General features: G+C 71.4%; 14 protein-coding genes and 1 pseudogene. 8 read left to right on the top strand and 7 right to left on the bottom strand.

Translation table 11 applies throughout. The features are described 5' to 3' along the window. The first annotated feature begins 571 nt into the window (after positions 1-571). Positions 572-1,003, top strand: a complete 432-nt coding sequence (locus tag SSNG_RS38350) for an SsgA family sporulation/cell division regulator (protein WP_050779978.1) — start codon at positions 572-574, stop codon at positions 1,001-1,003. Positions 1,004-1,205: 202 nt separating this feature from the next. Then, a complete protein-coding gene (locus SSNG_RS33580) occupies positions 1,206-1,517 on the top strand; it encodes a hypothetical protein (protein ID WP_050779976.1) in 312 nt (103 codons plus the stop codon). A 251-nt stretch (positions 1,518-1,768) separates the two neighbouring features. Here the strand turns inward: SSNG_RS33580 and SSNG_RS33575 are convergent, their stop codons facing one another. From SSNG_RS33575 to SSNG_RS33565, 3 genes are all read right to left on the bottom strand, one after another. After that, a complete protein-coding gene (locus SSNG_RS33575; protein WP_042804597.1) occupies positions 1,769-2,893 on the bottom strand; it encodes a hypothetical protein in 1,125 nt (374 codons plus the stop codon). 138 nt (positions 2,894-3,031) lie between these two features. Further along, complete coding sequence (locus SSNG_RS33570) at positions 3,032-3,601, bottom strand: GNAT family N-acetyltransferase (RefSeq protein WP_007268415.1); 570 nt, start codon at positions 3,599-3,601, stop codon at positions 3,032-3,034. Positions 3,602-3,816: 215 nt separating this feature from the next. Beyond that, on the bottom strand, positions 3,817-4,242 hold the full coding sequence (locus tag SSNG_RS33565) for a cofilin family protein (RefSeq protein WP_241695298.1): 426 nt from the start codon (positions 4,240-4,242) through the stop codon (positions 3,817-3,819). Between the two features lie 234 nt (positions 4,243-4,476). Between SSNG_RS33565 and SSNG_RS33560 the strand changes: the two genes are divergently transcribed. Further along, positions 4,477-4,926, top strand: coding sequence for an SRPBCC family protein (locus SSNG_RS33560; RefSeq protein ID WP_007268413.1), 450 nt, complete (start codon positions 4,477-4,479; stop codon positions 4,924-4,926). Between the two features lie 448 nt (positions 4,927-5,374). Further along, positions 5,375-6,571: a M20 family metallopeptidase gene (locus SSNG_RS33555; protein ID WP_007268412.1), complete on the top strand. Its 1,197-nt coding sequence runs from the start codon at positions 5,375-5,377 to the stop codon at positions 6,569-6,571. A gap of 40 nt (positions 6,572-6,611) precedes the next feature. On the opposite strand, the gene SSNG_RS33550 is transcribed toward SSNG_RS33555, so the two are convergent. Then, positions 6,612-8,183 carry an alpha/beta hydrolase gene (locus SSNG_RS33550; RefSeq protein ID WP_007268411.1) on the bottom strand — a complete coding sequence of 524 codons (1,572 nt, stop codon included), beginning with the start codon at positions 8,181-8,183 and terminating at the stop codon, positions 6,612-6,614. A gap of 246 nt (positions 8,184-8,429) precedes the next feature. Further along, on the bottom strand, positions 8,430-9,041 hold the full coding sequence (locus SSNG_RS33545) for a CGNR zinc finger domain-containing protein (RefSeq protein ID WP_128637597.1): 612 nt from the start codon (positions 9,039-9,041) through the stop codon (positions 8,430-8,432). 103 nt (positions 9,042-9,144) lie between these two features. On the opposite strand from SSNG_RS33545, the gene SSNG_RS33540 reads away from it, so the two are divergent. Further along, positions 9,145-9,990 (top strand): SDR family NAD(P)-dependent oxidoreductase, encoded by an 846-nt coding sequence (locus SSNG_RS33540; RefSeq protein WP_007268409.1) that lies wholly within the window; start codon positions 9,145-9,147, stop codon positions 9,988-9,990. A gap of 280 nt (positions 9,991-10,270) precedes the next feature. Then, on the top strand, positions 10,271-10,654 hold the full coding sequence (locus tag SSNG_RS33535) for a hypothetical protein (protein ID WP_042804596.1): 384 nt from the start codon (positions 10,271-10,273) through the stop codon (positions 10,652-10,654). Positions 10,655-10,710: 56 nt separating this feature from the next. On the opposite strand, the gene SSNG_RS33530 is transcribed toward SSNG_RS33535, so the two are convergent. After that, positions 10,711-11,040 (bottom strand): hypothetical protein, encoded by a 330-nt coding sequence (locus tag SSNG_RS33530; protein WP_129593407.1) that lies wholly within the window; start codon positions 11,038-11,040, stop codon positions 10,711-10,713. Beyond that, on the bottom strand, positions 11,037-11,327 hold the full coding sequence (locus SSNG_RS33525) for a hypothetical protein (protein ID WP_007268406.1): 291 nt from the start codon (positions 11,325-11,327) through the stop codon (positions 11,037-11,039). Before SSNG_RS33525 ends, SSNG_RS33530 begins: the two co-directional genes overlap by 4 nt. 237 nt (positions 11,328-11,564) lie before the next feature. Between SSNG_RS33525 and SSNG_RS40660 the strand changes: the two are divergent. Together SSNG_RS40660 and SSNG_RS33515 are read left to right on the top strand one after the other, a co-directional pair. Then, positions 11,565-12,303 (top strand): annotated as a pseudogene (locus tag SSNG_RS40660) (alkaline phosphatase); the annotation flags it as partial. A 274-nt stretch (positions 12,304-12,577) separates the two neighbouring features. Continuing rightward, complete coding sequence (locus SSNG_RS33515; RefSeq protein WP_042804593.1) at positions 12,578-12,781, top strand: EF-hand domain-containing protein; 204 nt, start codon at positions 12,578-12,580, stop codon at positions 12,779-12,781. The last annotated feature ends 97 nt before the right edge of the window (positions 12,782-12,878 follow it).

Genomic DNA, 12,878 nt, shown 5'->3' with positions numbered 1-12,878 from the left:
AGTACGCCTAGCGTCGGCGGGGCGGCCGGCCGTCCGGAGCCGGTCCGCCAGGCCGTCCAGGGTGGGTGCCGGGAAGGCGGTGCCGGGCTGCGGCCCGGACGATCCTGGCGCTGCTGGGGGACACGTCCAGGACGTGACCGTCGGCTACGGCTTCAGGCCCGCGCGCTGTGACCTGACTACTGGCCCTGCTACTGGTCGGCGCCGTCACCCACAGCCAACATAGTCTCAAGGCGGTAACCGGCGACGAGTGGGTACGGCGGTGCGACGACATCGCGCGCATACCGCGCCCGGCCCGCGGCGGTGTGTTGCACAGACTCCCGCGGCGCCGACAGCGCTCGCTCATCTGCGCCCGGTGCCCCGTGCGGACCACTGCCGTGCGCCCCGCACCCCAGCACAGCGACGAAACGGCCGGCCCCCTGCGGAATGATCAAGCTACGAGATCCACACCGGGTCGCGGATGGTCTGGCTGCGGTGTTCCACCCGGTCGGCGGACAGCAGCGACGCGTCAGAGCGCTCGCAGGGGGCAGACGGGGGGCATCGCCCACCACGCTCCCGCCCAGGATTGGATCCCGTGGAGATCACCCCTCGCCCCGGCGCGGCCCGCCGCGATGCCCGCTGGTCCACGTTCGCCCGCCAGTACCTCCCCCACCCTTCTCACCCGCTCACGGTGCCGGTGACCTTCACCTATCGGTCGGACGACCCCTTGTGTGTGAAAGCCGTCTTCCACTGCCGGCAGGACATCATCTGGGTCCTGGGACGCGACCTGCTGGCCGCCGCCACCCGTTCACTCGTCGGCAGCAGCGACGTCGTCGGCTGGCCCGACCCGGTCGACGGTGGCCGGCTGTGGCTGCGCCTCGGCCCCCATCCTGATCACGCCCTGCTCAGTCTCGACCGGACGCAGCTGATCGCGTGGCTGCAGATCACCTACACCCTCGTCCCCCCGGGTACCGAGGAGGAGCACATGGACTGGACGCCCATCCACCGGCTCCTGGCCGCCCGCTGAACCACGACCGTGACCAGCGACGCAGTCGTTCGGCCCGACGTCGACGATGCCCGCTCGGTTCCCGGCTCGGTTCCCGGCTCGGTTCCCGGGCCGGCTTGGGCGTGCCCCTGCGTGGTTCGTGCGCCGACGACCCGCACGCCTGCATGCTGGAGGTAGGTGTGGTGGGCTTCGCGTCCCGCCCGGGCTCTTTGGAGGCTTGTGGATGTTGATCACCCATGCTCTCGACCGCGGCACCCTCACGGTGAAGGTCCTCCACGGCCTGGACATCACCAACCGGGCGGCGGTGGCCTTCCAGATCGAAGCGCTCGTCACCACCCACCACCCGGAGCAGGTCGTCCTCGAACTGCCCGCCGGTGAACCGGGTCCCGCCACGCTCAGCGCCATGGCTCGCACGCAGCGGATGTGCCGCAGTCTGGACATCGCGTTCACCGTCACCGGCGCCGTCGTCCACACCCAGGAGGACGGCAGTCAGGCTCCGGAGCGGCTGGCGACAGGAGCACGTCGCGACCGCTGACCCTGGCGCCGGCCCCGTGACCGCCTCGACACCGCATGCCCAGCACCCCTCCAACGCCGCAGCGGCGAGCCCGCGACGGTGGAGGCGGAGCTGTTCCACGCGGGCGAGCAGGAAACGCACCTGGTGGAGGTCCCCGACCCGCCGGCCGCGACGAGGCAGGGGCCCGAGGAGGAGCAGGAGTACCGGAAGTGGCTTGTGACGGGCGCGCTGGACTGTGCGGACCGACTGCGGAGCGAGCGCTCCCGTGACGGTCAGCCGTCGAAGCGCCTCCAGTCGATGGGAACGTCGGCCAGCGGGGCCAGGGCGCTCCGGTCGGTAGCGCCGGCCCAGGCCTCGAATTCCTCTCCGTCCTCGGTGCTGACGTGCATGACGAGGCCGGGGGCCACGTAGAAGTGCGTGGAGGCCCAGGGCAGGAAAGGCCGGAGGGGCACAAGGTGCAGTGCTTGGGTCAGTCGGTCAACCTGTGGTGCCGTGAGTCTGGGGGGCAGGGCCAGGTAGCCGGCGCCCATGGAAGCCTCGAAGAGGGAGAACTGGATCAGGAAGCCACTGAGTGGCTCCTTCTCGGCAATGGGCTCCTCGTCGAACTCACGGAACCAGATGGTCGGATCGGCTTCGTGCTCGTCAAGCGTCCACTGGAGCGACCAGGAGAAGCCTCCTTGGTTCTCGACGCCGAAGACGAGCATCTCCCCGAGGTGGTCGGTGTGCAGGTCCGGTGCGGGCAGGATCCTGTTCTGGACTCCCAGTACCTCTGGCCGTTTCTCCGCGAGCCGGTAGAGCTGTCTCAGGCCGCCAGGCAGAGGGGACACCGGGTGAGTGGACGGCGATTCGGCGACGGCGGGGTACCAGCCCGTGACGAACTCGTCCAGGGCTGCGGCACGGTCGCCGTTCACATGCCTGAGCCACTCCACGCCGGGCAGGTCCAGCGGGGGAAGGGGCGGACGGGGCGGACGCACCCTGTCCAGAAGGTCCCTGGTCAGCGGCGATTCAAGGAGCAGTTCGCAGTCGGTCAGCACACCGTCGGACGTGCCGACCTGGCTCACCTGAGCACTGCCCAGGTACAGGACCTGTTCCTCCAGACGGACCGCGATGTGGATCGGCAACGAGCTCTCGCCCGCGCCCCAGGGCGCCCCCATGAGTCGGTCGGTCACCGGTGCCGGGGCGGGCCCGAACAGACGGACCTCCTCCGCGTTCCACACACCGCTCCTGGACGGGTCGTCACCCACTTCCGCGATGATCAGCATCCCTGAAGGACCCATGACGACGCTGGCACCACCCACGGTAAAGCGCTCGGCCATCGCGGAGTCGCCAACGAGGTCGGGTATGCGCTCCTCGTCGAACACCTGCGCCGGAATCACGACGGCAACCTGATCAGTCATCCCCACATCATCCTTGACCAGCAGCAGGCACCCCCATGCGGGCGTTCGCCGGTGGCCACGGCCTGCCGTTTCCCGAAGACATCGCGCAGCGTGGGTTCGCCGTCGGGCGGCTGCTTGTCGAAGCAGGCGGCGTCCGGCTCAACTGCCTGACTGACCGCCAATGTCCGCTGCCAGCGCCGCGTAGACGTACTCGCTGCCCCAGCGGTCCCCGTCGAGGTCGTTCTCGACCAGGTGCGCCTCCCGACGCATCCCGAGGCGCTCACAGACCCGCACAGACCCGGTGTTCTCCACGTCCAGCCGTGCGTAGAGCCGGTGCACGCCCAGCCTGTCGAAGGCGAACCCCGCCAGTGCCCCGGCCGCCTCGGTCGCATAGCCGTGCCCCTGGTGACGTGGGTCGAGAGTCCAGCCGATCTCGGCCTGGGCGGCGCGGGCATCGGCCAGGGTGAGCGTCACCTCGCCGAGGACGCCGCGCTCATCGCGTCGGCACACGGCGAGCGCCAGCTTGTCCCCGTCGGCGCGCCAAACCGAGTGCGCCGCGCGCTCGGCCGCAACCTGCCGGCTGCGCTCCCGCGTGTGCGCAGGCCGGTACAGGTAACGTGCCACGCTCGGCAGGCTCTGGTAGGCGTACAGGTCGTCGGCGTCGCCGGGAGTGAACAGCCGCAGCGACAAGCGGGGCGTGGTCAGCGGCAGCAGCGAGACGATGTCCATGCGGACCTCCGAAGCGCGGATGGGATCAAGATGCGGACGGATTGTCGCATCACGACTGACGGGCAGCCACGCCTTTTCAACAGCAGCGCCAGACAGCCCCGGCGTGGCACCTGCTGGAGCTCGCCGCCCGCGGGCCGGGCCCGCGCGCCCCTTCCCGTCCTGGCCCGGCGCTTCCCCGGGGCGGGTGTCCAACGCGCGGGGCCTGCTGCCGGAGTTCAGTCGGCGAGGTGGACGAGGCGGAGGTAGGCGAGCTGGTCGCGGTGGCGGGCGGTCAGGTGTACGCGGACCTCGGTGAGGGCTTCTTGCAGGGTGGTGTAGGCCGCGGTGTAGGCCTCTTCCCGCGTGCCGGCGGGCGGGGGCATCCACAGGATCAGGAGGGGTTCGTGTCTGCGGGTGCCGGTGGGGGTGGCGAAGGACAGTTCGTGCACGACCAGGCGTGGCTCGGCCGCGGGCAGGGCCTGGAGGAGTTCGTCATGGGTCCAGTTCGCCTCCGCCTCCGCCGCCAGGACGTCGTCCTCCAGACGCAGGAGCGCCGTGTTGACGTCCCTCTTCTCCTTCAGATGGTGCAGGGCATCGAGACATCCCTGGGACAGGAGGACCGGGCCGCTCAGGGGGGTGATGTTTTCGTGTGGGGTGGTCATGCGGGATCAACGCCCGGCCGTGTCCCTTGGTTGCTCTCCCCGAGCCGTCTGCCTGTAGCGGCTCCGTCTCGGGCGCGCTCGGTCGGTGGGCTGGTTGCCCGGGACACGCCAGGAGAACGTTCCCCGGGCGGGTGGTGTCGGCTGGGCGGGGCGGGGCAGGGGCGGTTGCGGGGCAGGGATGTCCTGGCCGCCGGCGTCCGCCGGCGGCGTGCCGTAGCTGGAAGGAGCTATCTGATGTCGCAGGTCAAGGAGTCGATCGAGGTTGACGTGCCGGTGACGACCGCCTACAACCAGTGGACGCAGTTCGAGTCGTTCCCGCAGTTCATGGAGGGCGTGGAGCGGATCGAACAGCGCAGCGACACACTCACGCACTGGGTGACGAAGGTGGGCGGCGTCCAGCGGGAGTTCGACGCTGAGATCACCGAGCAGATCCCGGACATGAAGGTCGCCTGGGTGACGGTGGGAGGTGAGACGGAGCAGTCGGGGCTGGTGACGTTCCGGCCGATCGATCCGGCGCATACGGAAGTGACGCTGATGATGGACTTCGATCCGGAGGGGATGGCGGAGAACATCGGTGACAAGTTCGGCTTCGTCGACCGGCAGGTCAAGGGCGACCTGAAGCGGTTCAAGCACTTCATCGAGGACCGCGGCCAGGAGACGGGTGCCTGGCGCGGCAGCGTCTGACCAGCGGCCGAAGGCACTGCCCCGCGGGGGCGGCAGCCCTACTGCTCCCGGCGCGGGGTACGCGCCGGGAGCAGCAGGGCTGCTCGGGTGTGGACGCGGCTGTTGGTGCCCTCGTGATGGTCGGCGTGCTCTGCGATGCACCAGAGTCGCCCGCGGCGAGGTGGCGGAAGGAGTGCGCGCTGTGGGCGGGCAGGGCAACGGACGGCGGCCGCGTCGGGCCGCGTCGGGCCGCGCCGGGCCGCGCCGGTACGCGACTACCGTCTCCTCGCACGGTCAAGGGGCGGCTACTACCCAGGCCCCTGGCCCCAGCGACGCCGTCCGCGGCGGGCTGTTCCGGGGTCGGGCATTCCAGCGCCACTCACGACCGCCGGGAGAACAGTGTGTGGTCCAGGCGTGGCAGCCATGGAGAAGAACCTCCCCCGACTTCCCCCCAAGAGGACTCATCACGGTGACCGGACTGCTGGAAGAGGCGAAGAGCCTGCTGCCGCACATGACGGCGGTGCGCCGCGCGCTGCACCGGGTTCCGGAGCTGGGGCCGAACCTGCCGCGCACGCAGCAAGCCGTGCTCACGGCGCTTGAGGGGCTTCCGGTGTCGGTGGCGCCCGGCACCGCACTCAGCTCGGTCACCGCGGTCCTGGAAGGAACAGCCCCCGGGCCGACGGTCCTGCTGCGCGGCGACATGGACGCCCTGCCCCTGACCGAGGAGACCGGCCTGCCGTACGCGTCCACGGTGGCCGGGGCGATGCACGCCTGCGGGCACGATCTGCACACCGCGATGCTCTACGGCGCGTGCCGGCTGCTCGCCGCCCGCCGGGAGCAGCTGGCCGGCCGGGTGGTGTTCATGTTCCAGCCGGCGGAGGAGAGCGGGGGAGGAGCCCTGCGCATGATCGACGAAGGCGTCCTCGACGGCGTCAGCGCGGCGTTCGCCCTCCACGTCACCACCCGCTTCCCCACCGGCACGCTCCACCTGCGCCCCGGAGCGATGTTCGCGGCGTCGGACCGGATCCGCATCACCGTCCGGGGACGCGGGGGACACGCTTCCGCACCGCATCTGGCGCTCAACCCGATCCCGGTGGCGTGCGCCATCACCCAGGCGTTGCAGGGCCTGGTGCCGGCCACGGTGGACGCGTGCGAGCCCGCGGTGGTCACCATCACCCGCTTCGAGTCGGGTACCGCCTCGAACGTCATCCCCGAGCGGGCCGAACTCCACGGCACCATGCGCACCCTGACCCCCGACGCCCGGCAGGCCGTACGTACTGCGGTCCGTCGCCTCGCCTCGGGGATCGCCGCAGTCCACGGCGCGCACGCGGAGACCGACCTGACCGAGGGCTACCCGCCCGTCCTCAACGATCCCGCCATGACGGCGACGGTCACCGGCGCTGCCGAGTCCGTCCTGGGCCGGGGCGCGGTGGCGCGGTTGCCGGCTCCTTTCATGGGCGCGGAGGACTTCTCCTACGTCCTGCAACGGGTGCCGGGCGTCATGGCCTTCCTCGGCGCCCGCCCGCCGGGCACGCCCCCCGATGCTGCCGATGACTGCCATTCGAACCGGGTCGTCTTCGACGAGGAGACCATGGCGGCCGGGGCCGCCGTCCACGCGGCCGTCGCCCTGCGTCACCTCGACCAGGGCGCGCGCCGAGCGGAGTAGCCGTCTGGGGCCGGCCGCTGCCAACGGGCCCCGTGGGCCGCTACCCCGCCTGCTTGACACAGGTACGGTCCCTCGCCGGCAGCTTGCCGGTGGCCAGGTACCGGTTGACCTGGTCGTCCACGCAGGCGTTGCCGTAGCGCCCGAAGAGGGCGTGCCGGTTGGCGCCCTCGAGGGTGACCAGCCTGGAGCTCGGCAGCTGCTTGCGCAGCTCGACGCTTCCCTTGTACGTCGTACGCGGGTCACCGGTGGCGGCGACGATCAGCGCGGGGGCATCGCGCCGCACCCGGGTGGGCTCTTCGCGCGGCGGGTCCCAGAAGGCGCACGGGTTGATGTTGTTGGTCAGAGCGCCGAACAGCGGGTGCGCGGCGCGGTTGCGCTCGATGTCCCGCCAGTAGAGCTCGGGATCGCGCGCGGCGGCCACGTCCCCGCAGATGACCGCGGACTGCGCGCCGGTGGGCTCGCCCTCACCGCGCAGCACGTACCGGAGCTCCGGGACGAGCGCCGGTGGCACCGTCGTCGGCCGGCCCTCCGCGGCTTTGGCCAGTGTGGAGACCAGCTCGCCGAACGACGCCCGCGCCGGGGCGGTGTCGTCCGCGATGCCCGAGAAGAGGAGGAGCGGCACCTGGCTGTCGTCGATCCGGAAGGCGTCGGTGCCGGCGCCGATGGTCAGCGGACCGCGCGCGGCCGCCGCGACGACGCGGTCGACGGCGGCGAGCACCTCGGCGCGGCTGCGGCCGAGGCCGTAGGTGTCGTGGTGCTCCGCGGCCCAGGCCGCCCAGTCGGACAGCGCCTTCTCGTTCTCACGCTCGGTGCCCTTCAGCAGCCGGGGGCGGTAGTCGCTCGGGTTGATCGCCCCGTCCAGCACCATCCGGTCGTGGCGGCCGGGGAACATCTGCGTGTAGACCGTGCCCAGGTAGGTGCCGTACGAGTAGCCCAGGAAGGAGATCTGCCGCTCGCCGAGCGTGCCGCGGATGACGTCCATGTCGCGGGCCGTATTGCGGGTGGTGATGTGCGGGAGCACCGCGGCGTCGGCGGCCCGGCACTTGTCCGCCACGCTCTTCTGCAGGGCGACCTGACGGTCGAAACCGGCCCGGCCGGTGCCGGCGGACAGCCAGGTCATGCCGACGGGCAAGCCGCAGTCCAGCGCGGTGCTGCGCCCGATGAAGCGCGGGTCGAAGCCGACGATGTCGTAGCGCGTGCCGACCTCCTTCATCGACGCACGGGCCTGCGGCGGGGACTGCAGCGCGGGACCGCCCGGACCGCCGTTGTTGAGGAGGATCGCGCCGATGCGGTGGCGGGTGTCGGTGGCCTTCAGCCGGGAGATCGCCACGGTGATCGTGCGCCCCCGGGGGTCGGCGTAGTCCAGGGGCACGGTCACGTCCGCACACTGCACGCCTGCCCGGTCCAGGTCGCGGCCCGTGGTGTCGTCGGGACCCTTGACGCAGCTGCCCCAGTCGAGGTACTGGCGGTAGTACCGGTCCAGTCCGGCCCCGGAGCTGTCCCGGGCGGGGGTTTCGGCGGCCGCGGCCAGGACGGGGGAGGACGTGAGGCAGGCGGCCAGGGCGAGGCCCACGGCCAGGGCACGGCGTGCGGCGGGGCTGACAGTGGTCACGGGGTCTCCTTGAGCATCGTCCGCTTCGTGTGATCGCATGCCCCGAGGCTAGGAACCCGCCCTGGTACGGCACATCGCCCAAGGGCACGAGGACGCAGGTCCCGTCCACCCCTGGTCCGGGACCTGCGGCCCGGTCCGGCCTCCTCCTCCGGGAGGACCCGACGACCCCGGACCTGGCCAAGGCCCGGGAACGACTTCAGACCCGGACCGACACGTCCGCGCTGAGAGCGGGGTCTGCAAGAGGGGTCATGCCTCGGACGGCGTACCGCTGCCATGGCGCTGTCGCCGGCGGTGTTTGCGCATGGACACCTGGGAGCCGCAGCCGGTACTGCAGTACAGCCCGCCCCCGTTGCGGGTGCGGTCGAGGAACCCGAAATGGCAGGGCGGGTTCCGGCACGCCTTGATGCGCCCCCAGTCGCTGGTCTGCGCGAACGTCGTCACCGCGGCCAGTACGGTTCCGATCACGCGCGGCACTCCCGTTTGCGGCGAGGTCAGTTCCACACCGCCGGCCGTGACCACCGTCGCCAGCGGGTAGAGCGACCCCACGCGTCGCAGGTGCCGTTCGGCACGCAGCAGCGGCTCGCCCAGGCTTTCCTCGTCGCCCGAGTGAGCGAGCAGCAGGGTGACCAGGGCATCGCGCAGCTCGCGCGCGACCGCGGCGTCGGCGTCGGTCACCAGGGTCTCGCCGCCGAACTCGTCATGCTCCGTCAGCCACGCCGCGAACGAGTCCCCGTCCTCGAACCGCTCCTGGCGACCCGATCCGTCCGCGCGCGTGTTCACGAACGCGAGGACGGTCTCCACGGTCGGCGTGACGGTGCGCGGGCTGGGTGTCGGGGATCCGGATGGCGCATTGATCATCCTCCCACAGTACATCAGCGTCAAAGGCGCTAATCCGGCTAGTCGGCAACCTCCCTCACCGATCAGGTTGACTGGTTGCGACCTAACGACTTACGGTCGCAACATGACAACCAATCACCAGGCCCCCCTCCGCACATGGCTGATCACCGGCGCGACGTCCGGCATCGGCCGCGAACTGACGCTCCAGGCACTGGAGAACGGCGACTCGGTCTCCGCCATCGCCCGGGACACCTCCTCCCTGGACGAACTGGCCCGAGCGCATGGCGAGCGCCTGCTTCTCCTCCGAGCGGACGTACGTGACGAGCGGGCCGTCCGGGACGCGGTGGACAGCACGCTCGCACGGTTCGGCCGCATCGACGTCGTCGCCAACAACGCGGGATACGGACTGTTCGGAGCCGTTGAGGAGGCGTCCGACGCCCAGGTCCGCGCCGTGTTCGACACCAACGTCTTCGGCGTGCTCAACGTGCTCCGCGCGACGCTGCCGGTGCTCCGCGCCCAGCGGTCCGGGCACGTCCTGCAGGGCTCGTCGGTCTACGGGCAGTCCGCCCATCCCGGCGTGGGTCTGCTGGCCGCCACCAAGTACGCGGTCGAGGGGCTGTCGGACGCGCTCGTGGCCGAGGTCGCACCACTCGGCATCAAGGTCACGATCATCCAGCCCGGGATGACCGCGACCCCCTTCCTGGCCAACCTCGACGTCGCGGCCGGCCTCGGCGACTACGACCAGACCGTGCGCGAGGTCCACAAAAGCATCGGGGAGCTGCCGCCGTCCGCGTTCTCCGCCGCCGCGCGGATCGCCGCCGGCATCCGGACCGCGGTCGACAGCCCCAACCCTCCGCTCCGCCTGGCCCTCGGCGCCTCCAGCGCGACGGGCATGCGCCCCGCATTGGAGGCACGGATCGCCGACCTGGACGGCTGGAAGGGCGTAACCGACGCCGTCGACAGGCAGTAGCCCGCCCACGGGAGGCGGCCCGGCCTCCTCGCCGCCCGGCCTATGACGATCCGGCATCCTGAGGACGGCACAAGCCAGTACCGTGACCGGACCGCGGGCCCGGCGTGATCCACGCCGGGCCCGCGAGGACGGCTACGAGGTGCTGACCGTCCTGAGCCGGCCCGGCGGGTGCTTCGGCCGGGGGATTCCGCTGGGCGGCAGCTCGGCACCGCGGGACTACCTGGCCAGTCGCGCGATCGAGAGGCGGTTACAAGAGCCTGGCCTGGTCGTTATCGCAGTCATGACCACATTCCGAAAGATCATCACGGGTGTTGCCACCATTGCTGCGGCCTTCGGCGGCGTCCTCACGGCCGGCCCCTCCGCGGTAGCCGACGGCAAGTGGTGCAACCACTCCGTCTGCATCGAAACCTACGACTCCGGAACATACCTGGGCAGGGTGGAGGTGTCGGTCACCAACACCAACCAGCCGAACCGGATCTCCGCACGCGTGTGGACCACCAACGGCTGGAGCGCCAACACCAAGGTCGAAGACGTCGCCAAGTTCCGCACCTACCGCGACCAGGCGTACCCCCAGCGCCATTTCCCGGCAGGCACCCGGCTGTGCGCGGAAGGCTTCCGGGGCGGGCAGAGCGTCGGGCTGCCCTGCGTGACACTCACCAACTGACCCAGAGCGTCCGCAGCCAGCCCCGCCGCCAGGGACACGGCGTGGGGGCGGCCTGCTCAGAAGCGCTGGACGAACTCGCAGGTGTTGGGCAGGACGAGGGAGTCGCGGGGAGCCCGGTCGGCGACCAGGACGTCGAAGCCGGGACCGCAGCTGATCCGGTCGAAGCCGCCGTTGCGGCTGATGACGGTGTCGTTGCCACCGCGCCCGACCATGGTCACGGTGATCACCGTCGCGGTGGTCCAGCCGTCGGAGTCGGTGAGCCGGTCGGGGCCGTCGCCGCCGACGAGGATGTCGTTGCCCAGCCCGCCCACCAGGTCGCTGGGGAGGTCGGTGTCGTTCTGGGCCGTGTCGTTGCGGTCGCCGAGGTCCGCGACGATCCGGGTCACGCCCTCGCCCGCGCAGAGCACCGTGTGACCGGTCCCGTGCACCCCGCGCCCGCGACGAGATTGCTCGTCGTGTCAGTGACGCGGAGCGTTCCCCCGCTGAAGGTGTCGAAGGTGACGTTGTTCGTCTCCCCGGGCAGAGCAGTGAACGTGAGCCGGCCGTTGACGATCGCCACGAGCGCGGGGCTCGCGGACGCGGGGCTGGCGTGGGCCATCGTCAGCGCGAGTGCGGCCACCGCCGGGGCCACGACACGGACGGCGGTGCGAAGACGTGCGACGGTCGAGCTCATCGGAACTGCTCCTTGCGGTCGGCGCGTACGGACCTGGTCCTGGATCCGTCGCCCCCTTCGCTACCCCGAGTGACGATCAGGCTCACCACCTTGCCATCCAGTTACCCCGTGTGAGCCCCCTCTCTGCGCTGACCGGCCCGCCGCGCGCCCCAGCCCCGGAACGCCCGCCTGCCAGGCGGTCGGCCGGTCCTGACTGAAAGTGCGCGGGAGCGCACCGAGGGCACCAGGAGCAAGCGACTCGACGAACGCGGCCGGCCGGTCTACGTCACGGACTCTGCGGCAGGCGCCACCGCCTGGGCCACCGGCCGGCGCACGGTCAACGGACGCGTGTCCAAGACCCCCGACACCGACCGGCCGCTGCCCACCCTCCTGGAGAAGGCACGCCGCCAGGGGTACGCCACGGACAGCGTCACCACCGCCTCGGTCGTCGACGCGACCCCCGCCGCACCGCACACCTCACCGACCGCTCCTGCAAGGTCCCGCGGACATGGCCGCCTGCCCCGCGGACACCCGGGCCGCGGGTGGCGCGGGCTCCGCGGCGGAGCAGACCGTCGCCGCCCGCCCCGACGTGCTGCTCGGCGGCGGGGCCGAGCACTTCGCCCAGGCCGTCACGGACGGCCCGTACCGCGGCCGCACCGTGCTGGAACAGGCCCACGCGGCCGGGTACCCGCTGGTGCGCGACCGGACGGAACTGGCGGCGGCCCGACCCGGCCGACCCGTCCTCGGACTGTTCGCACCCGACTACGTGCCGGTCGAATGGACCGGGTCGGCGGCCTCCACCGGCGGCACCGCGCCCGGGCGCTGCACGCCCGCGAACCCCGCCCGGCCCGCCGGCACCCCCACCCTGGCCGAATCCACCGAGGCCGCGCTGGACCTGCTGACCGTCCGCGGCGACCGGCCCGGAGCCACCGGCAGGGGCTTCTTCCTCCAGGTCGAAGGAGCCTCGATCGACGACCGGGCGCACGAGGCCGACCCCTCGCTGCCGGAACCAGGTCGGGGTGTTGCGTCAGCTACACGGGACCCTGCCGTCCAGGCCGTGTTCACGGCGGTAACTACCACGACGGTCTGCCTACCCGCACTGGCCTCCCGTCGGGGACGGTCATGGTGCGGGGGACCGGGCCGCGCTTTCGGTCGCCGAGGCGTTCCGGCTGGAGAGCCCGGAACGACCACCTTCCGTCAGCCTGATGTTGACGGTGTGGCAGGGTGGTGGGGTGGGCCTTCGGGGCCTGTGAACGCGAGAGGGGTATGTCATGAACGAGACCGAGCTCAGGGCGCTGTTCGCCGAGATCGATACGGACGGCGACGGGCGGATCAGCATCGTCGAACTGGCGGAGGGGTTCAAGGCCGAGGGGGCGCAGGGACACCTCGCGGAAGAGGTCAGGAAGGCCATGACGGCCGACGCGAACCACGACGGGGTCCTCGACTTCGAAGAGTTCCGCACCCTTCTGAAGTAGCGGCAGGCCTGACAGCCTGGGCGAGCCCTGCGCAAGCCGCCCGCGGGAACGGCTTGCCCGCCCTGCCTCGGGCGCCGGCGCCCGAGGCACAGGAGAT

This window comes from Streptomyces sp. C (assembly GCF_000158895.1).
GTDB lineage: Bacteria > Actinomycetota > Actinomycetes > Streptomycetales > Streptomycetaceae > Streptomyces > Streptomyces racemochromogenes.
This window is presented reverse-complemented; position numbering and strand designations above follow the sequence as displayed.